At 67.9% G+C, this 25,670-nt stretch carries 24 protein-coding genes, 1 tRNA gene and 1 pseudogene; 18 read left to right on the top strand and 8 right to left on the bottom strand.

What is annotated here, in order from left to right; all coding sequences use genetic code 11:
* Nucleotides 1–65 precede the first annotated feature (65 nt).
* Nucleotides 66–485, bottom strand: coding sequence for a hypothetical protein (locus HL653_RS07000; protein WP_253717671.1), 420 nt, complete (start codon nucleotides 483–485; stop codon nucleotides 66–68).
* 99 nt (nucleotides 486–584) lie between these two features.
* Between HL653_RS07000 and HL653_RS06995 the strand changes: the two genes are divergently transcribed.
* A complete protein-coding gene (locus HL653_RS06995; protein ID WP_171743883.1) occupies nucleotides 585–2,012 on the top strand; it encodes an FAD-binding oxidoreductase in 1,428 nt (475 codons plus the stop codon).
* A gap of 107 nt (nucleotides 2,013–2,119) precedes the next feature.
* Complete coding sequence (locus HL653_RS06990; RefSeq protein WP_171743882.1) at nucleotides 2,120–2,884, top strand: SapC family protein; 765 nt, start codon at nucleotides 2,120–2,122, stop codon at nucleotides 2,882–2,884.
* A 333-nt stretch (nucleotides 2,885–3,217) separates the two neighbouring features.
* On the opposite strand, the gene HL653_RS06985 is transcribed toward HL653_RS06990, so the two are convergent.
* The gene (locus HL653_RS06985) at nucleotides 3,218–4,066 is read right to left on the bottom strand and encodes an N-formylglutamate amidohydrolase (RefSeq protein WP_171743881.1); all 849 of its coding nucleotides are present in this window, start codon (nucleotides 4,064–4,066) and stop codon (nucleotides 3,218–3,220) included.
* Between the two features lie 235 nt (nucleotides 4,067–4,301).
* On the opposite strand from HL653_RS06985, the gene cpdR reads away from it, so the two are divergent.
* The 4 genes from cpdR to HL653_RS06965 all read left to right on the top strand — a co-directional run bounded on the left by cpdR (nucleotide 4,302) and on the right by HL653_RS06965 (nucleotide 8,111).
* Entirely contained in the window at nucleotides 4,302–4,676 is a 375-nt protein-coding gene (gene cpdR / locus HL653_RS06980; protein ID WP_171743880.1) for a cell cycle two-component system response regulator CpdR, read from the top strand.
* A 150-nt stretch (nucleotides 4,677–4,826) separates the two neighbouring features.
* Nucleotides 4,827–4,901: transfer RNA gene (locus HL653_RS06975), tRNA-Val, on the top strand.
* Nucleotides 4,902–4,977: 76 nt separating this feature from the next.
* Entirely contained in the window at nucleotides 4,978–5,856 is an 879-nt protein-coding gene (locus tag HL653_RS06970; protein ID WP_171743879.1) for an ROK family protein, read from the top strand.
* Between the two features lie 68 nt (nucleotides 5,857–5,924).
* The gene (locus tag HL653_RS06965) at nucleotides 5,925–8,111 is read left to right on the top strand and encodes a histidine kinase dimerization/phosphoacceptor domain -containing protein (RefSeq protein WP_367613605.1); all 2,187 of its coding nucleotides are present in this window, start codon (nucleotides 5,925–5,927) and stop codon (nucleotides 8,109–8,111) included.
* Nucleotides 8,112–8,117: 6 nt separating this feature from the next.
* Here HL653_RS06965 and HL653_RS06960 read toward each other — a convergent pair whose 3' ends face one another.
* The gene (locus HL653_RS06960) at nucleotides 8,118–8,633 is read right to left on the bottom strand and encodes a biliverdin-producing heme oxygenase (RefSeq protein ID WP_171743878.1); all 516 of its coding nucleotides are present in this window, start codon (nucleotides 8,631–8,633) and stop codon (nucleotides 8,118–8,120) included.
* A 76-nt stretch (nucleotides 8,634–8,709) separates the two neighbouring features.
* Here HL653_RS06960 and HL653_RS06955 point away from each other — a divergent pair, with 76 nt between their 5' ends.
* On the top strand, nucleotides 8,710–8,973 hold the full coding sequence (locus HL653_RS06955; RefSeq protein WP_171743877.1) for a hypothetical protein: 264 nt from the start codon (nucleotides 8,710–8,712) through the stop codon (nucleotides 8,971–8,973).
* Between the two features lie 19 nt (nucleotides 8,974–8,992).
* Here the strand turns inward: HL653_RS06955 and HL653_RS06950 are convergent, their stop codons facing one another.
* Nucleotides 8,993–9,751, bottom strand: coding sequence for an SIMPL domain-containing protein (locus HL653_RS06950; RefSeq protein ID WP_171743876.1), 759 nt, complete (start codon nucleotides 9,749–9,751; stop codon nucleotides 8,993–8,995).
* 107 nt (nucleotides 9,752–9,858) lie between these two features.
* Between HL653_RS06950 and HL653_RS06945 the strand changes: the two genes are divergently transcribed.
* The 8 genes from HL653_RS06945 to queA all read left to right on the top strand — a co-directional run bounded on the left by HL653_RS06945 (nucleotide 9,859) and on the right by queA (nucleotide 16,522).
* On the top strand, nucleotides 9,859–11,322 hold the full coding sequence (locus tag HL653_RS06945; RefSeq protein ID WP_171743875.1) for an MATE family efflux transporter: 1,464 nt from the start codon (nucleotides 9,859–9,861) through the stop codon (nucleotides 11,320–11,322).
* Entirely contained in the window at nucleotides 11,322–11,939 is a 618-nt protein-coding gene (locus tag HL653_RS06940; RefSeq protein WP_171743874.1) for a glutathione S-transferase family protein, read from the top strand. The genes HL653_RS06945 and HL653_RS06940 overlap by 1 nt, the downstream gene beginning before the upstream one ends.
* Nucleotides 11,940–12,345: 406 nt before the next feature.
* A complete protein-coding gene (locus HL653_RS06935; protein ID WP_253718005.1) occupies nucleotides 12,346–13,008 on the top strand; it encodes a DUF1013 domain-containing protein in 663 nt (220 codons plus the stop codon).
* Nucleotides 13,009–13,066: 58 nt separating this feature from the next.
* Nucleotides 13,067–13,312, top strand: coding sequence for an exodeoxyribonuclease VII small subunit (locus HL653_RS06930; RefSeq protein ID WP_171743872.1), 246 nt, complete (start codon nucleotides 13,067–13,069; stop codon nucleotides 13,310–13,312).
* 17 nt (nucleotides 13,313–13,329) lie between these two features.
* Nucleotides 13,330–14,220, top strand: a complete 891-nt coding sequence (locus tag HL653_RS06925; RefSeq protein ID WP_171743871.1) for a polyprenyl synthetase family protein — start codon at nucleotides 13,330–13,332, stop codon at nucleotides 14,218–14,220.
* Nucleotides 14,217–14,702: a pantetheine-phosphate adenylyltransferase gene (gene coaD, locus HL653_RS06920; protein ID WP_171743870.1), complete on the top strand. Its 486-nt coding sequence runs from the start codon at nucleotides 14,217–14,219 to the stop codon at nucleotides 14,700–14,702. The genes HL653_RS06925 and coaD overlap by 4 nt, the downstream gene beginning before the upstream one ends.
* A gap of 23 nt (nucleotides 14,703–14,725) precedes the next feature.
* Nucleotides 14,726–15,469 carry a peptidylprolyl isomerase gene (locus tag HL653_RS06915; protein WP_171743869.1) on the top strand — a complete coding sequence of 248 codons (744 nt, stop codon included), beginning with the start codon at nucleotides 14,726–14,728 and terminating at the stop codon, nucleotides 15,467–15,469.
* A gap of 27 nt (nucleotides 15,470–15,496) precedes the next feature.
* Nucleotides 15,497–16,522 carry a tRNA preQ1(34) S-adenosylmethionine ribosyltransferase-isomerase QueA gene (queA, locus tag HL653_RS06910; RefSeq protein ID WP_171743868.1) on the top strand — a complete coding sequence of 342 codons (1,026 nt, stop codon included), beginning with the start codon at nucleotides 15,497–15,499 and terminating at the stop codon, nucleotides 16,520–16,522.
* 11 nt (nucleotides 16,523–16,533) lie between these two features.
* Here queA and HL653_RS06905 read toward each other — a convergent pair whose 3' ends face one another.
* A complete protein-coding gene (locus tag HL653_RS06905) occupies nucleotides 16,534–17,658 on the bottom strand; it encodes an acyltransferase (protein ID WP_171743867.1) in 1,125 nt (374 codons plus the stop codon).
* 204 nt (nucleotides 17,659–17,862) lie between these two features.
* Between HL653_RS06905 and HL653_RS06900 the strand changes: the two genes are divergently transcribed.
* Nucleotides 17,863–18,768 carry a helix-turn-helix domain-containing GNAT family N-acetyltransferase gene (locus HL653_RS06900; protein WP_171746826.1) on the top strand — a complete coding sequence of 302 codons (906 nt, stop codon included), beginning with the start codon at nucleotides 17,863–17,865 and terminating at the stop codon, nucleotides 18,766–18,768.
* Nucleotides 18,769–18,935: 167 nt separating this feature from the next.
* Nucleotides 18,936–20,060 carry a tRNA guanosine(34) transglycosylase Tgt gene (gene tgt, locus HL653_RS06895; protein ID WP_171743866.1) on the top strand — a complete coding sequence of 375 codons (1,125 nt, stop codon included), beginning with the start codon at nucleotides 18,936–18,938 and terminating at the stop codon, nucleotides 20,058–20,060.
* A gap of 153 nt (nucleotides 20,061–20,213) precedes the next feature.
* On the opposite strand, the pseudogene HL653_RS06890 reads toward tgt, so the two are convergent.
* The 3 genes and pseudogenes from HL653_RS06890 to HL653_RS06880 form a co-directional block, all read right to left on the bottom strand.
* Nucleotides 20,214–21,245: pseudogene (locus HL653_RS06890) on the bottom strand (family 43 glycosylhydrolase); the annotation flags it as partial.
* Nucleotides 21,246–21,468: 223 nt separating this feature from the next.
* Nucleotides 21,469–22,563 (bottom strand): glycosyltransferase, encoded by a 1,095-nt coding sequence (locus HL653_RS06885; protein ID WP_171743864.1) that lies wholly within the window; start codon nucleotides 22,561–22,563, stop codon nucleotides 21,469–21,471.
* A gap of 64 nt (nucleotides 22,564–22,627) precedes the next feature.
* Nucleotides 22,628–23,560, bottom strand: coding sequence for a phosphatase PAP2 family protein (locus HL653_RS06880; protein WP_253717669.1), 933 nt, complete (start codon nucleotides 23,558–23,560; stop codon nucleotides 22,628–22,630).
* 238 nt (nucleotides 23,561–23,798) lie between these two features.
* On the opposite strand from HL653_RS06880, the gene HL653_RS06875 reads away from it, so the two are divergent.
* Nucleotides 23,799–25,664, top strand: a complete 1,866-nt coding sequence (locus tag HL653_RS06875) for an ABC-F family ATP-binding cassette domain-containing protein (RefSeq protein WP_171743862.1) — start codon at nucleotides 23,799–23,801, stop codon at nucleotides 25,662–25,664.
* Nucleotides 25,665–25,670: the final 6 nt, after the last annotated feature.

Genomic DNA, 25,670 nt, shown 5'->3' with positions numbered 1-25,670 from the left:
GGCGGCTACGGGTTCTGCGCGCTAGGTCAGAAAGTTACCCACAAGTCAAGGAGAAGGCGCTGTTCCTAGCGTGTCTTCTTCGGCACGAGCGCCCGAAATCGCTCGATCGAACATTCGCCGCCGGCCCGCGAGCGCACGGCGTCGCGGTCCGCGCAGATCATCCCGTCCGTCGTGGGGACGATGTAGAAGCCCGAATAATAATCGAGCGCGGGGCAGCTGGAGGAGAAGCGCGCGCGCATCCTCTTGCCTCCACGCAGGATGAAATCCACGCTGTTGCTGGCGATCACGGCGGCGCCCAGCACGTCGCCCATCGGCAGGCAGCCCGGCCCCTTCTTTTCGGTCAGTTCCTCAGGCGGCGGCGGCGGCGCATTGGTCTGCACCCGCACGACCACCCGTCGGCGGATCGTGAGCTGCGCCAGCAAAAGATGATCGGCCTGCGCTGCCGCGGCCCCCGCCAGCAGCCCGGCCATCAAAAGCCCGGTCACGATTCGCTTTGTCCCATCTGCGGCCGAGCGTTCCCCTCCGCTTGTTTAATCGTGGATGAACTGGCGCAGGCGCATCGAGGATGGGTAAAGCGCTGTGTTATGAACGCAACGCTTGCCCCCTCTTTGCTCGAAACCCTCGCCACGCTGCTCGGCCCGCGCGGCTTCACCACGGACCCCGCCGACATGGCGCCGTGGCTGACGGACTGGCGCGGTCGAGTCACGGGCGCGGCAGCGGCGTTGCTCTCGCCCGCCCATCCGGGCGAGGTGCAGGCGATCGTGCGGCTGGCGGGTCAGGCCAGGGTGCCGATCGTGCCGCAGGGCGGCAACACATCGATGGTCGCCGGCGCCACGCCCGACAAAAGCGGGCAAGCCCTGATCCTCTCTACCCGGCGGATGCGCGCGATCCGTTCGCTTTCGGCGGGCGATAATGTGGCGGTGGCCGAAGCCGGCGTGATCCTCTCCGATCTCCACGATGCCGCCGAAGCGCAGGGCCGGCGCTTCCCCCTCTCGCTCGCGGCCAAGGGCTCCGCCACGATCGGCGGACTCGTCTCCACCAATGCCGGCGGCACGCAGGTGCTGCGCTTCGGCACGATGCGCGCCCTGGTGCTGGGGATCGAGGCGGTGCTGCCTTCGGGCGATCTGTTCGACGGGCTCACCGCGCTCCGCAAGGACAATCGCGGCTATGATCTGCGCCAGCTGCTGGCGGGTGCGGAGGGAACGCTGGGCATCATCACCGCCGCCAGCCTGCGCCTCGTGCCCGCCGCCGCCGCGCGCGCCGTGGCCTGGGTGGGCCTTGCGGAGACCGAAGCCGCGCTCGCTTTGTTGCGCCGGCTCGAAGCCCGGCTGGGCGACACGATCGAAAGCTTCGAGATCGTGCCCGCCGAAGCCCTCCGGCTGGTGCTGGCGCACGTTCCCGGCGCGCGCGCGCCGCTGGAGACCCGCCACGCCTGGAACCTGCTGATCGAGGTCACCGCGCCCGAGGGAGCGCCCGATCCGCAGGACGCGCTCACCGCAGCCCTCGGCGATGCGATCGAAGCGGGATTGGCGCAGGATGCGACGATCGCGGCCAGCGAGGCGCAGGCGGAGGCACTCTGGAAGCTGCGCGAATCGATCTCCGAGGCCGAACGGGCCGACGGCATGGCCGCCAAGCATGACGTGGCGCTGCCCGTCTCCGCCATGCCGCGCTTCCTGATCGAGGGTGCGGCCGAGGTGGAACGCCGCTTTCCGGGCGTCCGCGTGCTGGCCTTCGGCCATCTCGGTGACGGCAATGTCCATTTCAATGTCCGCCCGCCGATCGGTGCGAACGACCGCGCCTGGCTGGAATCGGACGGCGGCGCGATCAGCGCTTTCGTCCACGATCTGGTCGGCGCGGAGGGCGGATCGCTCTCCGCCGAGCATGGGATCGGCCAGACCAAGCTCGCCGAATTCGTCCGCACCGCCAGCCCCGCCCGGCTCGGCGCGCTGAAGGCGATCAAGGCCGCGCTCGATCCGGCGGGCATCATGAATCCGGGGAAGTTGCTGCCCTGACGCCACCGCTGCGGCTTGCCAGTGTTCGAGCCAATCAATAGGACGCCCGACCATCCCGTGGCGGGTCGACCGCCACAACACCGCCGAAGTCCAGGAGTTCCACGATCATGGCGAGCGCGCCGCAAGCCCAGAACCTGCCGCTCTTCTACAACGACCTGATCCCGCTCTCGAGCATGGATCATGCCACCTGGAAGGGCCGGGCGATGGAAAATCTCGCGGTCATGGCGGATGCCCATGCCATGCCGCTCACGGTGGACGAATTCATCGTCGCGCAGCGCGTGATGCCGATCGTGTTCAGCGCCAGCGACGAGCCGCTGCCCCTCGCCCTGTTCGGCCTGAACGAGGGCGTGAACATGTCGATGGACGAGAATAACAATCTGAAGCCGGATGCCTATCTGCCGGCCTATGTGCGCCGTTATCCGTTCATGCTGATCCGCCTGCAGCCCGATCGGGAAGAGCTGTCGCTCTGCTTCGATCCCACCTCGGGCCTGATCGGCGATTTCGAGGAAGGCGTGTCGCTGTTCGTCGATGGCCAGCCCTCGCCGGAGACGCAGTCGACCCTCGCTTTCTGCGAGCAGTTCGAGATCGGCGTCCAGAAGACCATCTCCTTCATGACCGAGCTCAAGGACCTCGATCTGCTGATGGATGGCGAGATCACGATCGAGCAGCAGGGCATCAGCCAGCCCTTCGTCTATCGCGGCTTCAAGATGGTCGACGAGGCCAAGCTGCGCGAACTGCGCGGCGATCAGCTGCGCAAGATGATGCAGTCGGGCATGCTGCCGCTGGTGCATGCGCATCTGTTCTCGCTGCAGCACATGCCGACCCTGTTCCAGCGCCAGTTCGAGGCGGGCAAGGTGCAGATGAACGGCTAAGGCCGCCGTCACGACCTGACGAGACGGGCGCGGCGCTGCCGAGCCCGCTCTCCATATCGGCCCGCTCCGCCGCCCGGCGCCTATCCCGCACATCCTGCGGACGGGCCGGGCGGAGGGGCGGGCCGGTGTCGTTTCCGACCCCGCGAATCCGATGCACAAAAAACACGGTCGAAAACCCAACGAAAATGGACCGGAGGGTTGAAACTTTCCAAAGGGGTCCTTAGTTATAGCCTTGCCCCGCCGTGTTCCCCCTTTCACGGCCGGGCATCGGTGTGCTTCGGCACACCCCTCCCTGAACCTTGGCCACCCTGTGCGAAAGCACGGGGTGGTTCTTTATTCAGCGGCCCTCGCTTGCGGCAGACCGGCCAGCGAATCGACCGCCTCCCAGCACAGCTCCGCGAAAAAGGCGGCCATGCCCTCCATCGCCCCGGACGGTTCGCGCAGGCCATCCCGCAGATACAGGGTGCGATCCATTTCCACCTGAACGGCGTGGATGTCCTCGGCGGGGCGCCCATGATGCTGGATCGTGAAGGCGCCGGCATAGGGCGCATTGCGCGCCACCGGCAGGCCATGGCGACGGCAGACGGCCTCCGCAGCCTCCGCCACCGCCGCTCCCGCTGTGATGCCGTGGCGATCCCCGATCACGATACGGGGCGCGGCCCGCCCCGGCCGCCCGAGCGGGGGCATCGAATGGCAATCGACGAGCAGGGCCATGCCATGCTCCGCTTTGGCGGCCGCCAGCGCTTCGGCCACGGCCTGGTGATAGACGGTATGGAGCGCCTCGATCCGGGCGCGCATCTCCGCCTCGTCGGGAAAGCGCCGCCACAGGGGTCGCCCCGCGATCCGGCTCGGCACCAGCCCCAGCCCTGCCCGTGCGCGGGGCGAGGCGGCGGCCGCATCCGGGCCATAGGCATCTTCCTCGCCGCGATTGAGATCGATCCAGCCGCGCGCATGCGTCGCCACGATCGCGACCGCCCCCGCTTCCACCGCCGGGATCACCAGCCGATCCGCGTAGCGATCCTCCAGATCCTCAAGGATCCGGTGGGCCACGGCCCGATCCGCCTCGATCTGCGCGGGATAATGGCGCCCGGCGTGCGGCACCGCGATCACAAGCGGGGTCTGCGGCACGGGCGGCCCCAGGCGGACGAAAGGCGGCGGCGCCGGATGCGAAGTGGCCGTCATGATTCGAAAACGTTAAAGCCTCCGGCCGCCCCGCGATACCGCTGATGGACATGCCCCTCGTTCCGGTTCAGGAACCCCCCGCGATTTTTTGTGGGGATACCGGCATTTGTCGCGTGATCGGCACTGCTCCTCGCCCTTTCGCAGGGTTCGTGCGCCCGCGGGCACAAAGTCTAGAATTTCTTAACCATTCAGGGCATATTCGCCTGCGTTCGAGCGACAGCTGAAAAGAGCGATCATGATACGAATTCTGCTCGCAGAGGACGATGATTCGATGCGCGTCTATCTGGCGCGCGCGCTGGAGCGCGTCGGCTATTCCGTCGTGGCCGTCGATCGCGGCACGGCGGCGTTGAAGGTGCTCGAGCATGAAAGCTTCGATCTTCTGCTGACCGACATCGTCATGCCCGAGCTCGACGGGATCGAGCTGGCCCAGCGCGCGGCCACGATCGATCCGGCGATGCGCGTGATGTTCATCACCGGCTTTGCAGCGGTGGCGCTGGAAGGCGGCCAGATGCTGGAGCAGGCCAAGGTCCTGTCCAAACCGTTCCACCTGCGCGACCTCGTGGGCGAGGTGGACCGCATGTTCGAGATCGGCAGCGCGGCGGACATCTGATCCGATTCAAGGATACGCCTGTTCGGCGCGTCGCAGTATCGGCCCATGCCCCTGGCCGGCTGCCCATCTCGATATCTTTATCTTTGTGACGAATTTGCATCGCGGCTCGGCTTGCGTACCGGGAAACGCTCCGCTAGGGGCTGCGGCAACGGGCGTGTAGCTCAGTGGTAGAGCACTGTGTTGACATCGCAGGGGTCGCAAGTTCAATCCTTGCCACGCCCACCAGATTAAAGGTCGTCAGGTCAGAAGACCTGGCGGCCTTTTTCATTTTCGGGCCGGTTGCGAAAGGACGGGACGCGCGATGACGCTGGTCGGAGGAATCGAGGCGGGCGGCACCAAGTTCGTCGTCGGCATCGGCACGGCGGAGGAAGGTTCGCGGGTCACCGCGAAATTCCCCACCACAAGCCCCGACGAGACGATCGCCGCCGCTCTGGCCTTCTTCCGTCAGCATGCCGCGACGCTGCCCGTTTCCGCGATCGGCATCGCCGGCTTCGGTCCGCTGGATCTGGATCCCGCTTCGCCCAGCTACGGCCATATCCTCGCGACGCCCAAGGCCGGCTGGCCGCATGTCGACCTGCGCGGGCGGATCGCGGAGGGCGCCGGCGTTCCGGTCGGCATCGAGACCGACGTGAACGCGGCCGCTCTGGCCGAGGCGGCCGCCGCCGGAGGGCTTTCGGATCTCGCTTATGTCACGGTGGGCACGGGCGTGGGCATCGGCCTCGTCGTCAACGGCCACCCGGTCCACGGCGCGGGCCATCCCGAAATGGGGCATGTCCTGCCCCGTCGCCATCCGGCCCAGCAGGGGTTCGACGGCATCTGCCCGTTCCATGGCGACTGCCTGGAAGGTCTGGCCTCCGGGCCGGCCATCAAGGCGGCGTGGGGAGCATCGCTCGACGAGTTGGGCCCGGACCATCCCGCCCGGGACGCCATCGCCGATTATATCGCGCAGCTCTGCCACACCCTGTTTCTGGCCGTCGCGCCGAAGCGGATCGTCCTTGGCGGCGGCGTGATGACGGGCGGCGTCCTGCTTCCCGCCATCCGGGCGAGGACGGCCCGGCTGCTCGCGGGCTATCTGGCCGACAGCGATGTCGACGCGATGAATCGCCGCATTTTGGCGCCGGCCTGCACGGAACCATCCGGCCTGATCGGCGCTTACCTGATCGCGCAACGCGCCCGATAAAGCTTTCGCAGGACGCGATTTCCTGCTTAGCCTCACCCAGGCGACCGAAACGCTGGTGACGCGTTCGTATCGTCGGGAGAAGTACACTGTCGTCGAAGCCGAGCATCGATCCGCCCGCGTCCAACACGGATGCAGCGGACAAACTCGACCTGACGGCATGTGATCGCGAAGCCATCCACATCCCCGGCGCGATCCAGCCGCATGGCCTGCTGCTGCTGGCGGATCGCGTCACGCTGCGCGTGATCGGTGGTGCCGGCGACATCGAAGGGCGGCTGACCCCGGTCTGGATGGATCGTCCGGTGGAGGCGCTGCTGGCTCAGCCGATCGATCTCGCCGCACTCGAGGCGAACGATTTCTCCACGCCGCTCGCCGTGGTGCCCGGGCGCACAGAGACGTTCGATGTCTCGCTCCACACGGCCGGCGGCATCGTCATGGTCGAGCTGGAGCCCGCTCCCGCCGATCCCCGCTCGGCGGCAGCGGCCCTGGCCGAACTCGATCGCACCGGGGCGTTGTTCGAGCGGGCACCCGATCTCCAGTCGCTGTCCGAGCGTGCGGCCATGATCTTTCGCCAGATCACCGGCTTCGATCATGTGATGATCTACCGCTTTCTCGACGACGGCGCCGGAAAGGTCCTGGCCGAGGATCGGACTCCGGAAACCCGCTCCTTCCTCAACCATCATTTCCCCGCCGCCGACATTCCGAAGCAGGCACGCGCCCTTTATGTGCGGACGCGGGTGCGGGTGATCCCGGATATCACCTACACGCCGGCGCCGATCCGCCCGGCGCAATTTGCGGGCCTGGATCTCAGCGACGTCAATCTCCGCAGCGTCTCCCCGATCCATCTGCAATATATGCGGAACATGGGCGTCGCCGCATCCGCCTCGATTTCGATCGTGAAGGACGGGCTGTTGTGGGGCCTGATCGCCTGCCACCATGCCACGCCGCGCAACCTGAGCCACGAGACGCGCGCGCTCTGCCATACGATGGCGAGCGAGCTGGCCCGCTTCATCCGGGCCAAGGAGGAAGCGGAGATTTTCCGCGAGCGCATCCGGCTGAGAAGCGGTGAGGATGCGATCCACTCGGGTGTCGAGCCGCACCTCTCGATCGATGCCTTCTTCGCCGAATATGGCGACGATCTGCGCGAACTGCTGGGCGCGGACGGCTTTGCGGTGATCCACGGCCGGACCCTCTATACCACGGGCACCTGCCCGGCGGACGAAGAGCTGCTGACGCTGGGCAACTGGCTTTCGACCCGCACGGTGGCGGAGCCCTTCGCCACCCAGCGCCTGTCCGGCCAATTCCCGCACGCGGCGCTGTATCGCGATGTCGCCAGCGGCGTCCTCGCGGTCGCGCTGTCGGGCGAGACGCCGATGCTGCTCGTCTGGATCCGCGCGGAGGAGCCCACGATCGTCGAATGGGCCGGCAATCCGCACAAGGACACGGCCGGCGATCCGAATGCGATCCTGACGCCGCGCACCTCGTTCGATGCGTGGACGGAAGAGGTGCGCGGCTGCGCGCGTCGCTGGACGCGTGGCGAGATCGAGGCCGCCTCCCGCCTGCGGACGCAATTCCTCGAACTGCGCCAGACCCGCCGCCTGCGCGAACTCAATCGCGAGCTGACGCAGACGGTCGCCGAGAAGGACGGGCTCATCCAGCAGAAGGATCATCTGCTGCGCGAGGTGAATCATCGCGTGCAGAACAGCCTGCAGCTGGTCCAGTCCTTCCTCGCTTTGCAGGCGCGCGGCGGGATCGAGACCAGTCTCGAGGAGACGCTGAACGAGGCGCAGCGCCGCATCTCGGCCGTCGCGCTCGTCCATCGCCGGCTCTATCAGGCCGATCAGCTCGAATCGGTCGATCTCTCCCGCTATCTGGACGAGCTGATCGGCGAGATGAGCGACGCCATGGGCGATGAGTGGGGCGACCGCCTCACGCTGACGCTGTCGCCGATGCTGATCTCGGCGGACCGCGCCATCCATGTCGGCCTGATCCTGACCGAGCTGGTCATCAATGCGAACAAATATGCCTATGGCGGCCAGCCCGGCCCCATCGCGGTATCGCTGGAGCAGTATCGCAACATGTTCCGCCTGATCGTGGCCGATCAGGGCAAGGGCAAGGCCGTGTCCGGCGGCAGCGGCCGGCAGGGCTTCGGCACGCGCATGATGAACGCGATGGTCGCTCGCCTCGGCGGCACGATCGAGCAGTCCGGCAACATGCCGGGCCTGCGCGTCATCGTCAGCGCGCCGATCGAGGAATAGGCCGGGTCAGAGGGCGATGACGGCCGCCTGGCGGTAAAGATCGAACGTGGCGCGCGCCGCCGCGATCATGCCCGCAATCCAGTCTTCGCCCTCGGCCGCCTGATCCAGCGCCGACAGAAAGCCGCGCCACTCGCCCGCCAGATGCGTCGCGGAGAGATAGGCGGTGGGCAGATCGCGCCCCACCCTTTTGGCGAGCATGCCGCCGCCAAGCCGCGATCCCTCGATCACATAGGCCATCCCGAACGCGGCGGCATCGCTTGCCGGCGCGGGGAAGGCCAGCGGCGACGGGACATCGAGCCCCAGCCCGCGCAGGTCGCCGGCGATCAGCGGCGCGCGCGGCCGCAATGCGGGCAGCGCGGCAACACCCGCCAGCGCCTGCTCCACCGCCGGCAGCGCCAGAGCATGCGCGGTGAGGAAACGCCCATAGGAAGCCCGATCGCCCAGATCGACCTCCCCGAACGCGGCATCGACGGCATCGTGATCGGCGGCGGTGGCAGCGCGCACCTTTTGAACAGCACTCATCCGCCCGACATGCCGCTAACGGCGTGTAAGGTCCAGCCGCGCGACAAATCCGCGCCCGCGCTATAGGGCTGCCGCCATGCAACTCGACGACCAGCTTCTCCGCTATTTCGGCACGGCCGACCTCGCCGCCATCCCCGCCGGCGCGCTGACCGAGGGGATCGAGCGGATGCGCGTCGATCTCGGGCTGGAGCGGGACAAGGGCCGCCGCTTCGCTTTGTGGGCCCTGCTCTACCTGCTCGGCGCCGCGCCCGATCTCGACGTGGCCTTCCCCGACCCCGCCGACCGCGACGCCGCGCGCGACTTCATGGACCTCGCCGCCAAGGATGAGGACGAGGACTGATCCTCCCGAACACGAAAGCTTACGGCGCGATCGCGTAGACGACCTGCACGCGCACCTGCGTCTCGATCGGTCGCGGGGTGAGATCGACCGGGATGGGCGGAGGCGGGGGTGGCGGAGGTGGCGCCGAAACGGCATGTGCGCTTAATCTGATCTCGTCATAGGCGGGCATCCCATTATAGCCCGTATTCGAAGCACTTAGCAGCCTTCCAAGCCGCACATCCGTGCCCGCCGCGATCGCCTCCGCCTGGCGTTTCGCATCGGCCAGTGCCTCGGCCGTCGCCCGCTTGCGCGCGTCGGCATCGCTGGCGAGGAAGAAGCGCTCGATGCGCGGATTGGTGCCGCCCAGCCGACCGATCAGGCCCACGATCGTGCCGGCCTCCTTCACCGCATCGGTCTGCAGGTCCATCGTCAGGTCGGCCGTATAGCCAATGATCGCGCATTCGCCCGTGGAGAGGCGCGGATTGCTGTAAGTGTTGCGATTGCAGTCCCGCCCGCGCACCTCGACGATCGTGACCTGCGAGGCGCGCGCCTGCGGCCGGGCGGCGAAGCCCGCGAGGCCGCCGTCGATCGCCTTGCGCTTCGCCACCATCGCGCTGACCGCCTCGTCGCTCGTCGCGCCCTCGCCATGCACGCCGTATCCGATCCCCACCCGATCGGGCGCGGTCGAGGCCGTGCCCGCACCGGACACGATGATGCGGGGCTGGGGATCTTCGGCCGCCTGCGCCGCAGCGGCGGCAGGCAGCGCGAGGCCAAGGCAGGCGATCAGGGTGGCACGCATCGTCATTTCTCCCGCAGAGAGGATGAGGCTAATCCTGCCGCACTTTCATGCAAGCTGTGTGGACGTTCGCCCCGCGATCCGCCATGCGCCTGCCGCAGGGGGCAGACATGACCGAGAAACGTGACGCCGGCCATCAGGACGCCGGGCAGCCGACGGGAGCGAAGCGCGGGGCCGCGGCGCCCAGGGATCTGACTCAGGGCCCGATCACGCGCACGTTGCTGATGTTCTCGCTGCCGACGCTGGGCGCGAACATCCTCCAGTCGATGAACGGATCGATCAACACGGTCTGGATCGGACGCTTTCTGGGCGAAGCGGCGATCGCCGCCAGCACCAACGCCAACATCATCATGTTCCTGATGTTCTCGCTGGGCTTCGGCTTCGGCATGGCCGCCACGATCCTGATCGGGCAGAGCATGGGCGCGCGCGACATCGTCGGCGCGCGCCGGGCGCTGGGCACGGGGCTGGGCCTGTTCGCGATCATCTCGATCCTGATCGCGATCCTCGGCTGGTTCAGCGCGGGCGCCCTGCTCCACGCGCTCGCGACGCCGCCCGCCGCCGAGAAGCTGGCGTTCATCTATTTGCGCGTGATCTTCCTCGGCCTGCCGCCGATGTTTCTCGGCCTGCTGCTGTCGATGGGCCTGCGCGGCATCGGCGACGCGATGACGCCGCTGCGCTTCATGCTGCTGAACGTGATCCTCGACGCGGGCCTCAATCCCGTGCTGATCCTCGGCCTGGGCCCGGCCCCGCGCATGGGCGTGGCGGGCGCCGCCACCGCGACGCTGATCGCCAATTATGTCGTCCTGTTCGGGCTGATCGCCTACATCTACGCCAAGGATATCCCGATCCGGCTGAAGGGGCCGGAGCTGCGCTTCCTGATCCCCGATCCGGCGCTCTTGAAGGTGATCGTGGTCAAGGGCGTGCCGATGGGCTTCCAGATGCTGGTGATGACCACATCCGGCCTCGTCATGATCGGGCTGATCAATCGCGAGGGCGTGGACGTCTCCGCCGCTTATGGCGTGGCGCAGACATTGTGGACCTATGTGCAGATGCCGGCGATGGCGATCGGCGCCGCCGTCTCCGCCATGGCCGCGCAGAATATCGGCGCGGGCGCGTGGGACCGGGTGGAGCGGATCACGCGATCGGGCGTGGGCGTGAACCTGCTGCTGACCGGCGGGATCGTCGCCCTCCTGCTGCTGTTCGATCGCCCCGCGCTGGCGCTGTTCCTCGGCGCGGACAGCCCCGCCATCCCGATCGCGCGGCACATCCAGTTCATCGCCAGCTGGAGCTTCATCCTGTTCGGCATCACGCTCGTCTTGTTCGCCACGGTGCGCGCGAACGGCGCGGTGCTGATGCCGCTGGTGATCCTGACGCTGGGCATCTTCGGCGCGCGGCTGAGCTTCGCCTGGACCTTCCTGCATTATGGGCAGGACATATTGTGGTGGAGCTTCCCGGTCGGCTCGTGCGTGACGCTGGCGCTCGCCCTGCTCTATTACCGGTTCGGAAACTGGCGGAAACAGGGGATGATCGCCCGCACCGTACAGGCCGAGGCAACAGCGGACGGAGTGGCCTGATGGAACGGCTGACGCTTCACGAATATGGCCCGTCGGGCAATTGCTACAAGATCCGGCTGACGGCGGCCCTGCTCGGCATACCGCTGGAGCGCCGGGGCTATGACATATTGAAGGGCGAGACGCGGACGCCCGCCTTCCTCGGCAGCGTCAACGCCAACGGCCGCATTCCCGTCCTCCAGATCGGAGAGCGTTTCCTGCCCGAAAGCAACGCCTCCTGCGTGTGGCTGGCGAGCGGCAGCCGCCTGATCCCCACCGACCGCTTCGATCATGCGGACATGTTCCGCTGGATGTTCTTCGAGCAATATAACCACGAGCCGAACGTCGCGACCGTGCGCTTCTGGCTTTCGATGATCGGCGAGGCGGCGCTGAGCGAGGCCCAGCGCGCCCAGCTTCCCGCCAAGCGGGCGGCGGGCGAGGCCGCGCTCGCCTTGATGGAGGAACATCTGGCCGATCGCCCCTATTTCGTGGGCGACGCGCTCACGCTCGCGGACATCGCCCTCTATGCCTACACGCATGTGGCGGAGGAGGGTCGGTTCGATCTGTCGGCTTATCCCGCCATCGGCGCATGGCTGGGGCGGGTGACGCAACAGCCGGGCTATATCGGGATCGGAGAATAACGGGCCCTGCGCCTTTAGGGCGGATCGACATCCGGATGGTTTGAAAGAATGTGCCGAGCTTCATTCCAGACTGTCATGCTGAACCCGTTTCAGCATCCATGACCTGACGGGTCGGCTTGGTTCAACGGTCGGGTCATGGACCCTGAAACGAGTTCAGGGTGACGATCTCTCGAAAGCTGCCGTTTCCAATCGGCGAATGTCGATCCGTTCTAGCCCTCTCCCGCGGAAGCGGGAGAGGGCTATGCGGCCCGTCCGCAACCGAGAAGATAGCCGGCGTACGAGCAGGTTGCGCCTCGAACACTTGCCTGCACGCCCCGCTCCATCTAAACCTGACGCCATGCCGAGGCCGCTCCGTTGGGGCGGCCCTTTCTTTATCTGGAGGACGCCGCTCGTGGCTCAGCCGCTTATGCCCCATGCGACCGCCTCGTGGCTGGTCGACAATACTTCGCTCAGCTTCCAGCAGATCGCCGAATTCTGCGGGCTCCACATCCTGGAAGTGCAGGCCATCGCCGACGACATGGCCGCCACCAAGCTCACGGGCCGCGATCCGCTGCGCGCGCACGAGCTGACGATGGACGAGATCGAGAAGGGCCAGAAGGATCCGAACTACAAGCTTCAGATCCTGAAGGGCCCGGAACAGCAGCGCCGCACCAAGGGCCCGCGCTACACGCCGGTTTCCAAGCGCCAGGACAAGCCGGACGGCATCGCCTGGATCATCCGCAACCATCCGGAAGTGTCGGACGGCCAGATCTCGCTGCTGATCGGCACCACCCGCACCACGATCGCCGCGATCCGCGACCGCAGCCACTGGAACATCGCGAACATCACGCCGAAGGACCCGGTCACGCTGGGCCTCACCAGCCAGCGCGAGCTGGACGCCGTGGTCGCCAAGGCCGCCAAGGCCGCCGGCCTTGAGGCGCCGACCGACACGCGCCTGGAAGGCGATCGCGAAGCCCTGATCGAGCAGCTCCGCAACCAGCGCGACAATATCCAGACGGGCACCAGCTCCACCAGCAGCGACGGTGGCGTGATGTCCGAGGTGGACGCGCTTTTCGGCAAGCGGAGTTGAGCGGTCGCCCGGATCGCTTGACCCTCATGCGGCCTCTCGCCAAAACCCGGCCCGCCCGATGACCGACACAGCCGCCATCGCCGACCTTTCCTTCGAGGATGCGCTGAAGCGCCTCGAGGCGATCGTGCATCGCCTGGAGAGCGGGGAGGCCAGCCTCGAGGAATCGATCGCCCTTTACACCGAAGGCGCTTCGCTCCGCGCGAAGTGTGAGGAGCGGCTGCAGTCCGCGCAGGCCCGGATCGAGAAGATCACGCTCGATCCGGACGGCGCGCCGCGCGGCACCGCGCCCTTCGATACTGTTTGAATCCGGAGGGCGCGAACATGCCTGTTGACCTGAACGCGGCCATGGCCTCGATTGCCGAAGATATCGATCGCGCCTTCGATCGCGTTCTGGCGATCCCCGACGATCCCCGCCGCAGCCTCTATGAGGCGATGCGCCATGCCGCGATCGGCGGCGGCAAGCGGATGCGCCCGCTGCTCGTCCGCGCGTCGGCCGATCTGTTCAAGGTGGATGCCACCTGCTCGCTGCGCGTGGGCCTCGCGATCGAGTGCATGCACGTCTACAGTCTGATCCACGACGACATGCCCTGCATGGACGATGACGACATGCGACGCGGCCGCCCCACCGTCCATCGCGCCTATGACGAGGCGACAGCGGTGCTGGCGGGCGATTCGCTCCATGCGCTGGCGTTCGAGGTGCTGGCCGATCCGGAGACGCATCCCGATCCCTTCGTCCGCTCCGAACTGGTGAGCGAACTGGCCAAGGCCGGTGGCCCGGCCGGCATGGCCGGCGGCCAGATGATGGATCTGGTGGCCGAAACCGAGACGTTCGATCTGCCGACCGTCACCAAGCTCCAGCAGTTGAAGACCGGCGCGCTGATCGCCTTCAGCCTGGAGGCCGGCGCGATCCTGGGCCATGTGCCGCCCGAGGGCCGCAAGGCGCTGCGCAATTATGCGCGCGACATCGGCCTCGCCTTCCAGATCGCGGACGATCTGCTGGACGTCGAGGGCGAAGCCGAAGTGACCGGCAAGGCCGTGGGCAAGGATGCGGGCGCCGGCAAGGCGACCTTCGTGTCGCTGCTCGGGGTCGAACGCGCCAAGGCGCAGGCCAAGATGCTCGTCGATCAGGCGATCGGCCATCTCGCCAGCTTCGGCCCCGACGCCGATCTGCTGCGCGAGATCGCACGCTACATCGTCGAGCGCGACCGGTGAGCCGCACGGCCGTCTATCCCGGAACCTTCGATCCGCCGACGCTCGGCCATATGGACATCATCGGGCGGGCGGCATCGATGTTCGATCGGCTGGTCGTCGGCGTGTTCACCAATTCCGCCAAGTCCCCGCTCTTCTCGATCGAGGAGCGTCTGGCGATCATGGAGCGCGAGACGAGCGGGCTGAACGGCCGGATCGAGGTGCGCTCCGCCAAGGGGCTGCTGGTGGATTTCGCGGCCTCGGTGGGCGCAGTGACGATCGTGCGCGGCCTGCGCAACGCCTCCGATTTCGACTATGAGGCGCAGATGGCCGGCATCAACGGCCAGCTCGCGCCGGACATCGACACGATCTTCCTGGTGGCGGAGCCCCGGCTGCAGCCGATCTCCTCGACCCTGGTGAGAGATATCGCCCGCGGCGGGGGCAGCGTCGCCGCCTTCGTCACGCCCGCTGTCGCGGCCGAATTGCAGTCTCGGCTGGGCGCCTGAGGTTCTTGAAGAGGTTTACGGGAATGCGCTTCCTCCTGAAATGGTCTGCCGGGATCCTGGCGCTGCTCGCCACCGGGCCGCTGCTGGCGCAGGCGACGGGGCCCTCCGGCCTCGCCGAGCCCAAGGCGCCGCCCGTCGCCGCCGTGAACACGGCCACGCCGACGGCGGATCCCAGCAACATCCTGAACATCCAGCTTTCCACCGGCGGCGTCGTCTCGATCCTGCTGCGGCCCGACAAGGCGCCTCTGGCGGCCGAGCGGCTGAAGGTGCTGGCCGGGCGCCATTTCTATGACGGCCTGACCTTCCACCGCGTGATCGAAGGCTTCATGGCGCAGGGCGGCGATCCCAAGGGCACCGGCGAAGGCGGCTCCGACCTTCCCGACCTGAAGGCCGAGTTCAACGATCTGCCGCATGTGCGCGGCGTGATGGCGATGGCGCGCGCCACCAATCCGGACAGCGCGAACAGCCAATTCTATCTGATGCTCTCGCCGAACCTGACGCTCGACCTGAAATATACGATCGTGGGCCGCGTGTTTCAGGGCATGAGCTATGTCGACGGCATCACCAAGGGCGAGCCGCCGGCCAATCCCACGAGGATGGTCCGCGTCTGGATCGGCGCGCCGCCCGCGGATCCGGCCACGCCGCCGGTCGAGACCGCCGCGCCGGCGGCCGATCTCGCCGCCAAGCTCGGCGCGCCGGCCACGCTCGCCACCACCCCCGCCGCTTCGCCCGCGCCCGCCGCCAAGGCGCCCGCGCGCAAGAAGTAAGGCCCGAGGGACCGGACGGGGCGCGGGATGCGCGTCGACCTCTTCGATTTCGATCTGCCCAACGATCGCATCGCGCTGCGCCCCGCCTCCCCGCGGGACGCGGCGCGCATGCTCGTGCTGGCGGGCGACACGACCGCAGGCGCGATCGTGCGCGATCTGCCGAACCTGCTGCGCCCCGGCGACTGCCTGATCTTCAACGACACGCGCGTGATCCCGGCCCAGCTGGAGGGCCGGAGGGGCGAGGCGAAGATCGGCGCCACTTTGCACAAGCGCGAGGGGCCGCGCGCGTGGATCGCCTTCGTCCGCAATGCGAAGCGCGTGCGCGTGGGCGACCGGATCGAATTCGGGGGGGACGTCACCGCCATCGCCGCCGATCGCTTCGCCGACGGATCGATCCTGCTCCGGTTCGAGGGGGACGAGCCGGTCGAGCTGCTGCTGGGTCGCGCGGGGCAGATGCCGCTCCCGCCCTATATCGCCGCCAAGCGCCCGACCGATGCGCGCGATGCGGACGATTATCAGACGATGTTCGCTGCCGAGCCCGGCGCCGTCGCGGCCCCCACCGCCGCGCTCCACTTCACCCCCGGCCTGATGGCGGCGCTGGCCGAGCGCGGCATCGATCATGCCACGCTGACGCTCCATGTCGGCGCGGGCACCTTCCTGCCGGTGAAGGCGGACGATACGGACGATCATGCGATGCACGCCGAATGGGGGCGCATCGATGCCGCCACCGCCGACCGGCTCAATGCCGTGCGCGCCAAAGGCGGCCGTCTGATCGCGGTGGGGACCACCAGCCTGCGCCTGATCGAAAGCGCGACCGACGCCGAGGGCCGCATCCAGCCCTTCGAGGGCGACACCGCGATCTTCATCACCCCCGGCTATCGTTTCCGGGGCATCGACGGGCTGATGACGAACTTCCATCTGCCCAAGTCCACGCTCTTCATGCTGGTGAGCGCGCTGATGGGCCGGGAGCGGATGCAGGCGGCCTATGCCCATGCGATCGCCGAGGGCTATCGCTTCTATTCCTACGGAGATTCCTCGCTGCTGCTGCCGTGAGGCTGCGCGGATCAGGCCGCCAGGGAGGAAGGCGGCACGATCTTGAGCGGCGCCGGCCGCCCGTCCGCCATGCCCGTCTCGGGTATCTTGCGGCCCGGCCAGGCCCGCACGGGATTCCAGCTGCGCCCGGAGGACAGCCGTCCGGGAATATGGATGTTCGTGGCCAGCAGCGAGAGAAGGAGCGGAACCACGAGCCCACTCGCCATCATGCCCGCGAACAGGAGGAGGCCGTGCCCGGGCGCGACATGCAGGATCACGGCCCGCGCCGCGCCCGCCGCCGCCGGATGCCAGAGATAGACGCTCAGGCTGCGCCGCCCGATCATCTCGATCCCCGGCACGCGCACGGCATAACGGAACAGCAGAAACGACGTCGCCGCCCCGCCCATCACATAGCTGAGGGCGGTATTGGGGAATGGCTGGTCGAAATAGAGCCGGTTGGCGAGATATCCGAGCAGATAGACGAGCACGAGCCCGCCGCCGAGGCGATCGACATCGGGATGGCCGAGCAGTGCGATCCGATCGCGGAACACCATTCCGATCAGGAACAGCGGGCCGAGTTGCAGGAAACCGCCGATGCTGAGGAACGGCTGATAAGGCACGAGATTGGCCGCAGTGTTGAGCGCGAAGGCCGCGATCAGCAACTCGATCCAGCCCGGCCGACGCAGCGCATCCCACAGCCCGATCGCCAGGAAGATCAGCAGGATCGCCTGCACATACCAGAAATGCTCATAGGCGAAGAACAGCGCCCGGTGCAGCGGCACCAGATCGCCCTGCGCGCGATGAATCCCCCAAAAGACGAGGAGCGCGAACAGCGAGGGGACGAGCAGCCGCGCGCTTTTGCCCCGCAGGAACGCGCCGAGCGCACCCCGCGCGACCCGGCGCCCCCCGTAGAGAAATCCGGAGACGACCGCGAGCACGGGCAGGCGCAGGAAAGCGAGGCTGGTGCCCATATCGTGTAATGGCGACCCGGCCGGAAGATGCATTCCCCGATCCGGCGTGGGGCCGATCACATGGAAAAGGACGACCAGCACGACCGCCAGGCCCCGGATCGTATGGAGGCGCGCACCATCCAGCGATTGCAGCGACGACGCCGCATCCCTTCGCTTCGACGAACCTGACGGCCCCATCCCCATCATGCATCCCCCCGGATATGCATGCTCTTTGTGCCGGATGCGCCTGAAACGAACCACAGCCTCCGGAACCTGTTGGTTAATCAAGGTGCGACCGCTTCGCAAGACGCGCCGGAATAAATCCGGCCGATCCGGAACGACCCCGACGGACCGATCGGACGAATCGCAAATTAGTTGACTCCGTCAATCAAATGGCAACATGCCGTGCAGATGGACCAGATCGAGACGTTTCGCGCCTTCAATCGCTTCCACACGCGGCTGATCGGCGCGCTGGCGCCCCGCTTCCTGGGCAGCGAGATGGGCCTGCCGGAGGCGCGCCTGCTGTTCGAGATCGCGCGCGGGCAGGAGCCGCTGGCGGCTGAACTGGGCGCCTCGCTCGGTGTGGATGCGGGCTATCTGAGTCGCACGCTCTCCCGATTCGAGGCGCGCGGCTGGATCCGGCGCACACGCTCGGCCGAGGACAGCCGCCGCCGCCCGATCGTGCTGACGGAGGCGGGCGGCGCCCTCTTCGCCGATCTCGACCGGCGCCAGCGCGATGCCGTGACCGACATCATCGGCGGCCTCTCCCCCGCCGCCGGCACTCTGGCGGTGCAGGCACTGGCGGACGCGCAGGCTTTGCTCGGCGGCGGCGCGCCCGGCTTCACGCTCCGCACCTTCCGCCCCGGCGACATGGGCGCGATCGCCTCGCGTCAGGCGATCCTCTACGCCGAGGGCTGGAACTGGGGCCCGCCGATGGAAGTGCTGCTGGGCGAAGTGACCACCTCTTTCCTCCGCGATTTCCGGCCCGGCCGCGAACAATGCTGGGTGGGAGAGGTGGCGGGCCGCATGGCCGGCTCCGTCTTCTGCACCGACAGCGGCGAGCCCGGCCTCGCCAAACTGCGCCTGCTCTATGTCGAGCCGTTCGCGCGCGGGCTGGGCCTGGGCGAGGCGCTGGTGGAGGCCTGCCTCACCTTCGCGCGCGAGGCGGGCTACGAGGCGATCGAATTGTGGACCCACACCATCCTGACCAGCGCGCGCCGCATCTATGCCGGCAAGGGCTTCCGCCTGATGCGGACCGAAATGCACGCGGAATTCGGCGACCCCATACAGGGCGAATATTGGCGGCTGGAGCTTTAGGCCGCCGTTTGGTTCGAGCAGCATCGAGCTTGCCGAGATGCGGCCGTCGAGAACTCTTCTCGACGACGATCTCGACAAGCTCGATCTTCGCTCGAAGCAAACGGGTCGCGGGAATGACGAAGGGGGGAATACGTGACGCCCCGTCCCCATCCCGCTAAAGGGCCGGGATGAACGCCCGTCCCCGTTTCGCCTTCACCATCCACCAGACCGACGGCAAGGCCCGCCTCGGCGAGATCGCGATGCAGCGCGGCACGATCCGCACGCCCGCCTTCATGCCCGTCGGCACCGCCGGCACCGTCAAGGCGATGAAGCCCGCCGACGTGCGCGCGACCGGCGCGGACATCATCCTCGGCAACACCTATCATCTGATGCTCCGCCCCGGCGCCGAGCGCGTCGCGCGGCTGGGCGGGCTGCACGCGATGTCCGGCTGGGACCGGCCGATCCTCACGGACAGCGGCGGCTATCAGGTGATGAGCCTCTCCGCGCTCACCAAGCGCAACGAGGAAGGGGTTTCCTTCAAGAGCCACCTTGACGGCTCCGCCCACATGCTGAGCCCCGAGCGCTCGATCGAGATCCAGCGCCTGTTGGGATCGGACATCGTGATGGCGTTCGACGAACTGGTGCCCACCACCGCCACGCGCGAGGTGCAGGCGGCCGCGATGGCGCGATCGATGCGCTGGGCCGAGCGTTCGCGCAAAGCCTTCGACGGCGGCACCGAGCATGCCGCGCGCGCCGCCATCTTCGGCATCCAGCAAGGCGCGCTCGATCCCGAGCTGCGCGCGTCCTCCGGTACGGCGCTGAAGGCGATCGGATTCGATGGCTATGCGGTCGGCGGCCTCGCCGTGGGCGAAGGGCAGGAGGCGATGTTCGCCTGCCTCGATCATGCCCCCGGCGCGCTGGACGAGATGAAGCCGCGCTACCTGATGGGCGTGGGCAAGCCGGACGATATCGTCGGTGCGGTGGAGCGCGGCATCGACATGTTCGATTGCGTGCTGCCCACGCGCAGCGGCCGCAACGGACAGGCCTTCACGTGGGACGGCCCGGTCAACATCCGCAACGCCAAATGGGCCGAGGACCTGTCCCCGATCGATCCCGCCAGCCCCATCGCCGGCTGGAGCCGCGCCTATCTCCACCATCTGGTGAAGGCGGGCGAGATGCTCGGCGCGATGCTGCTGACCGAGCATAATCTGTGGTTCTACCAGCAATTGATGACGGGGCTGCGCGGCGCGATCGCGGACGGGACGCTCACCGACTGGGCGAATGCGTTCCGGGCGCGTTACAAGGGCAATTGAGCCACCCTTCCCTCTCCGTTCGTCCTGAGCGAAGTCGAAGGACGGGCTCCGGGCGGGTCACTTGAAGCCCGTGCTTCGACTTCGCTCAGCACGAACGGGTTAAAGGGGCCCCGCATCAAGGGGGCAGGCCCCTCCCTCCTCAGTCCCTCACGCCAGCGCCCCGTTCGCCACCGGCGGATTGAAGATCGGCACGCCTTCCTTGTCGTAGCGGATCGGCTGCACGCGCGTGTGCCGGTTCGGATCGAGCAAAGGATCGCCCTTGATCGTCTCATAATCGCGCGCGTGGAACACCAGCATATCGCGCTTCTTCTCGTCCACGGTGAAGCTGTTGTGCCCCGGCCCGTAGATCCTGTGCTCGGGCGAGGTGGTCATCACCGGCACCGGGCTCTTGGACCAGACGGCGGGATCCATGATGTCCGCATCGTCGCGCGCCGTCAGCATGCCCATGCAATAGCGCGCATCGGTGGCGCTCGCCGAATAGGTGAGGAACAGCCGGCCGTTGCGCGCCAGCAAGGCCGGCGCCTCGTTCACCTTGTAGCCGCGCACCTCCCAGTCCAGCGTCGGCACGGAGAGGCGCGCGGGCTTCGCCGCCAGCGTCAGCGGCGTGGCCAGCGGGGCGAGATAGAGATTGGAGTTGGTGGCGATGCCCGGCTCCTTCTGCGCCCACGCCAGATAGCGCGTGCCGCGATGGACGAAGCTGGTGGAATCGAGCGTGAAGCTGTCCCATGCGGTCTGCAGCTGGCCCAGCACGCTCCAATTGCCCGTCATCGGATCATTCCCGTCACAGGCCAGCACGAAGGTGCGGATGCGGAACGGGTCGGCGCCGCCCCCGCTCGGCCCCGCCGCGAAGTACATGAGCCAGCGCCCTTCGATCCGGTGAATTTCGGGCGCCCAGATATAGCCGGACATCGGCCCGCTCGCCTCATGCCGCCACAGCACCCGCTCCGGCGCATCGGCGAGCCCCGCCAGGGTGCGCGCGCGGCGCAGCACCAGCCGGTCATATTCGGGCACCGAGCCCGTCAGGGTATAATAGCCATCTTCCTGCAGCGCGACCTGCGCGTCGGCGCGGTTGCGCACGAGCGGATTGACGATGCCCCGCGTGGACGACGGGCGCGCCACGGCCGGCCCGGCGGCGGTGGCAGCGAGACCGGCAAGGACCAGACGGCGCGAGGGATGATCGACCATGGCTCTCCTGTACGGCGGGAGAAGCCCGCTTCGAGGGCCGGTGATAGGGGCACACAAGGCGGGAGGCCAGATCGCGGATGACGCGCGGGGATGGGGTGCCGGAATGGTCATGCGCCGCCCGGCTCCGGCTTTGGGGGGAGCGAGACGTGTCGAGTCGGCGAGTTTGCGCATTCGCGGCACCGCTCTCCCCTCCCGCAAGCGGGAGGGGCTTCCCGGACTTCGGTCAGGCCGAGCGTTCCGCCGCCAGATCGTCGATGATCCGCTCGTAGATCACCGCGTCGCCGGCATCGGGCCGCCACGCATCCGGCAGGGTGCGCCGGGGCGACACTTGATCCAGCAGGGCCTGCGCCAACGCGGCCGGATCGTAACCGTCGAACAGGCGGCCGTGGCGCCCCTCCTCCAGCACGCGCACCGCATCGCCCGCGCGCGCGGAGACGACCAGCGGCGCGCCCACCGCCAGCGCCTCCAGCAACGTGATCGAGGATCCCTCCCAGCGCGAGGTGAGCGCGAACACATGGGCACGCGCCAGCCAGGCGAACACGTTGGTCGTCTCGCCCGCCAGCAGGAAATCCTCGCTTAGCCCCGCGGCCTCGGCCAGCGCCGTCAGCCGTGCCCGCTCGGCCTCCGCGCCGCCGCCGATGATGACGAGGCGCATCCGCTTCGTCGCGCGCGCCTGCGCCACGCCGGCGATCAGCAGATCGTGATTCTTCTGCGGGCGCAGCCGACCGACCGTGACGATGACGGGAACGTCGGGATCCCCGAGCCACGGATGCGGCGCGGGCGCCCTGGCCATGGCGCGCGCATGATCCACGTCGACGGCATTGACCGCCTCCACCGCGCGGCCGCTCGCCAGCATCCGATCGAGCATCGGCACGCCGCGATTGGCGGTGCCGACCAGCACCAGCCGCGCCGCATCGCGCGCCAGCATCGTCACCCAGCGGCGGCGCAGCGCGCTCTTCCAGCCGTCGGCGCGCTTCACCTCCTGGCTGATGCAATAGACGCGCGCGATATGGCCCAGCCCGCGCGTGGCCCAATAGCAGCTCGGATGGCCGAGATTGCCCTCGGACAGGAGGATGTCCGCCGGCCGGTCGCGCAGCCAGCGGCGCAGGCGCCGTGCCGCCGTCGCCCGCGCGAAGCGGCCGGGGCGATCGCCCAGCACATGCAGCGCGAAGCCCCGGGCCTTCGCCTCCTCGCGGAACATGCCGACATCATAGCCCACCACGAGCGTCGTCGGCCGGGTGCGCGCGAACAAGGCGGCATGATCGATCGCGTTGCGGACGACGCCGCTGGAGCGCAGATCATGGACATAGACGATCAAATGCGGGTTCCGGCTCAGGAGGGACCGCGCCGGACCCTGACCGGAAATGATGACGCCTTGGCGATCAGTGCGCCTCAACCAGGGGCGGCACCGGCACAGTCCGCCGCGCCACCACCACGCTCAGCCAGCCGCTCCCCGCCAGAGCGACCATGGCGACGAGCACGCCCGCGATCAGATCGGTGAGATAATGCGTGCCCTCCACCGGGGTCGCGAGCAGCATCGCCCCGTTGAGCGCGATCAGCGGCCAGCGCAGCGGCCGCGCGATCCAGGCGGCGGCGATGTACAAGGCCGCGCTCGCCGCATGGAAGCTCGGCGCGCAGACCAGCCCGCGCAACTGGCCGGGATCGATGCTGTGCAGTTCGTGCAGCCGCAGCGCCGGGATCAGCTCCGCCTGATAGAGCGCGCTGATCGGCATATAGGGCACGGGCCCGCGCCACAGGAAGGCGAGCGGCCCCTGCGCGGGCATGAGGCTGAACAGCGCGAGCGTCAGCACCGCCGCCAGCCAGAAGGACAGGATGAAGCGCCGCGCCTCCGCCTGCCGGCCGGTGATGGCGAAATATCCGAGCAGGATGGCCGGGGTCAGGAAGATGCTGTCATAGACGCCGCGCCCCAGCATCTGCAGCGTCGGGTGCGCCGCCACCAGCCCGTACCAGGCCAGCCAGTTGAAGCGCAGCGCCTGATCGATCGCGGCCAGGCGCGCATCGGCGAAGCCGTGATTGACGGTCGCGATCGGATAGCTCGCCATCGCGCCGAGCAGGCAGACGGCGGAAAACAGCCCCGCATATTCGGCGAAATCGCGCGCCACGCGCTGCCAGCCCGCCTGGGCATCGCGCAACAGCGTCCGCACCGCCACGATCACGCCGCCCGCGATGCAGATGGCGGACGTGCCGCCGGCGAACAGGCTGATCGTCTCCCGTGTCCACAGCATCAGCAGCACGAACGCGACGAGGCTCGCCCCCAGCGCGCCCGCCAGCCAGATGCCGGGCAAGGCCGCCACAGGCTCCCTGGCGTCGGCAGGGGCCGGGTAAAAGGAGAGTCGGTCCGAAAAAAGGGCGGCTTCGCTGGGGGGCATGTGCGGCGGGCTCTTCCTTGGCCGGGCGAGTGCGCGCACGTCGGCATGTCTTGAATGTGTCACACTGCACCCATCCGGCTTAACGGCATATGTCGGATTGATGCCTCACCCGCCTTTCTCAGGCCCCTCCCCTCCCGCGCCGCAGCATGCTAGTCGGCGCGCCATGCTCAACCTGAATGGCATCACCGTGCGCCTTGGCGGCCGCACGATCCTCGACAGCGCCTCCGCCGCGCTGCCCCCCAAAGCGCGCGTGGGCCTGATCGGCCGCAACGGCGCGGGCAAATCCACCCTGATGAAGGTGATGATGGGGATGCTCGATCCGGACAACGGATCGATCGACATGCCCAAGGGCACGCGCATCGGCTATATCGCGCAGGAGGCTCCCCACGGCACCTCCACGCCGATCCAGACGGTGCTGGCCGCCGACACCGAGCGCGCGGCCCTGCTGCTGGAGAGCGAGACCAGCGAGGATCCCGACCGGCTGGGCGACGTCTATGAGCGGCTGATCGCGATCGACGCCTATACGGCGGAGGCGCGCGCCGCGACGATCCTCGTCGGTCTCGGCTTCGACGAGGAGATGCAGAACCGCCCGCTCGACAGCTATTCGGGCGGCTGGAAGATGCGCGTAGCGCTGGCGGCGTTGCTCTTCTCCAACCCCGATCTGCTGCTGCTGGACGAGCCTTCGAACCACCTCGACCTCGAAGCCACGCTCTGGCTGGAGAATTTCCTCAAATCCTATCCGGCGATGATGGTGGTCATCAGCCACGAGCGCGATCTGCTCAACAATGTGGTGGACAACATCCTTCATCTGCAGGGCGGCAAGGTGACGCTCTATGCGGGCGGCTATGACGCGTTCGAGCGCCAGCGGGCCGAGCGCGCCGCCCAGGCCGCCGCCGCCAAGGCCAATCAGGAGACGCAGCGCGCCAAGCTGCAGGATTATATCGCCCGCAACTCCGCCCGCGCCTCCACCGCCAAGCAGGCCCAGTCCCGCCAGAAGATGCTGGCCAAGATGCAGCCGATCGCCGAGCTGGTGGACGATCCCACGCTCAGCTTCGACTTCCCGGACCCCGAGGAGCTGCGCCCGCCGCTCATCACGCTGGATCTCGCCAGCGTGGGCTATGGCGACACACCGATCCTGGAGCGGCTGAACCTGCGGATCGATCCGGACGATCGCGTCGCGCTGCTCGGCCGCAACGGCAACGGCAAGACCACGCTCGCCCGCCTGCTCGCCGCCCAGCTGGCGCCGATGGACGGGCAGATGAATGCGTCCGGCAAGATGAAGGTCGGTTATTTCACCCAATATCAGGTGGAGGAGCTGGACAGCCACGATACGCCCCTCGCCCACATGACGCGCGTGATGAAGGGCAAGACGCCCGCCGCCGTGCGCGCGCAGCTCGGCCGATTCGGCTTTTCGGGCGATCGCGCGACGGGCGCCGTCGGCAAGATGTCCGGCGGCGAGAAGGCGCGACTCGCGCTGGCGCTGATCACGCGCGACGCGCCGCACCTGCTGATCCTCGACGAACCGACCAACCATCTCGACGTGGATGCGCGCGAGGCGCTGGTGCAGGCGCTGAACGGGTATAAGGGCGCCGTCATCCTCGTCAGCCACGATCGCCACATGGTGGAGATGACGGCCGATCGCCTCGTGCTGGTCGACAGCGGGCGCGCCGATGAGTTCGACGGCAGCCTGGAGGATTATACCGCCTTCATCCTGACCAAGGAGGGCAGCGGCAAGGGCAATGCCAAGGGCGGCAAGGCCAAGGACAAGAAAGCCGCCGCCGAGGCGCGCGAGAAGGCGCAGGCGCTGAAAAAGCGCGTGACCGAGGCCGAAACGAAGATGGCGAAGCTGACGGCCGAGAAATCGGCGCTGGATCGCGCCATGTTCGATCCGAAGACGGCCGAACCCGCTTATGCCAAGCTTTCGATGGGCGAGCTGATGAAGCGCCGTGCGGACGTCGCCACCGCGCTGGAGGAAGCCGAAGCTGGCTGGCTCGCGCTCACCGAGGAACTGGAGGCCGTCGCCGCCTGACGGTCG

The organism is Sphingomonas sp. AP4-R1 (assembly GCF_013113735.1).
GTDB lineage: Bacteria > Pseudomonadota > Alphaproteobacteria > Sphingomonadales > Sphingomonadaceae > Sphingomonas_I.
This window is presented reverse-complemented; position numbering and strand designations above follow the sequence as displayed.

Coding starts and splice junctions, on each gene's coding strand:
- HL653_RS06960 (WP_171743878.1), bottom strand. CDS start 8,633: ATGAGTGCTGTTCAAAAGGTGCGCGCTGCCACCGCCGCCGATCACGAT.
- HL653_RS06990 (WP_171743882.1), top strand. CDS start 2,120: ATGGCGAGCGCGCCGCAAGCCCAGAACCTGCCGCTCTTCTACAACGAC.
- HL653_RS06935 (WP_253718005.1), top strand. CDS start 12,346: ATGCCCCATGCGACCGCCTCGTGGCTGGTCGACAATACTTCGCTCAGC.
- HL653_RS06900 (WP_171746826.1), top strand. CDS start 17,863: ATGGACCAGATCGAGACGTTTCGCGCCTTCAATCGCTTCCACACGCGG.
- HL653_RS06985 (WP_171743881.1), bottom strand. CDS start 4,066: ATGACGGCCACTTCGCATCCGGCGCCGCCGCCTTTCGTCCGCCTGGGG.
- HL653_RS06970 (WP_171743879.1), top strand. CDS start 4,978: ATGACGCTGGTCGGAGGAATCGAGGCGGGCGGCACCAAGTTCGTCGTC.
- HL653_RS06940 (WP_171743874.1), top strand. CDS start 11,322: ATGGAACGGCTGACGCTTCACGAATATGGCCCGTCGGGCAATTGCTAC.
- HL653_RS06945 (WP_171743875.1), top strand. CDS start 9,859: ATGACCGAGAAACGTGACGCCGGCCATCAGGACGCCGGGCAGCCGACG.
- HL653_RS06925 (WP_171743871.1), top strand. CDS start 13,330: ATGCCTGTTGACCTGAACGCGGCCATGGCCTCGATTGCCGAAGATATC.
- HL653_RS06905 (WP_171743867.1), bottom strand. CDS start 17,658: ATGATGGGGATGGGGCCGTCAGGTTCGTCGAAGCGAAGGGATGCGGCG.
- HL653_RS06955 (WP_171743877.1), top strand. CDS start 8,710: ATGCAACTCGACGACCAGCTTCTCCGCTATTTCGGCACGGCCGACCTC.
- queA (WP_171743868.1), top strand. CDS start 15,497: ATGCGCGTCGACCTCTTCGATTTCGATCTGCCCAACGATCGCATCGCG.
- tgt (WP_171743866.1), top strand. CDS start 18,936: ATGAACGCCCGTCCCCGTTTCGCCTTCACCATCCACCAGACCGACGGC.
- HL653_RS06915 (WP_171743869.1), top strand. CDS start 14,726: ATGCGCTTCCTCCTGAAATGGTCTGCCGGGATCCTGGCGCTGCTCGCC.
- HL653_RS06950 (WP_171743876.1), bottom strand. CDS start 9,751: ATGCGTGCCACCCTGATCGCCTGCCTTGGCCTCGCGCTGCCTGCCGCC.
- HL653_RS06875 (WP_171743862.1), top strand. CDS start 23,799: ATGCTCAACCTGAATGGCATCACCGTGCGCCTTGGCGGCCGCACGATC.
- HL653_RS06930 (WP_171743872.1), top strand. CDS start 13,067: ATGACCGACACAGCCGCCATCGCCGACCTTTCCTTCGAGGATGCGCTG.
- cpdR (WP_171743880.1), top strand. CDS start 4,302: ATGATACGAATTCTGCTCGCAGAGGACGATGATTCGATGCGCGTCTAT.
- HL653_RS06995 (WP_171743883.1), top strand. CDS start 585: ATGAACGCAACGCTTGCCCCCTCTTTGCTCGAAACCCTCGCCACGCTG.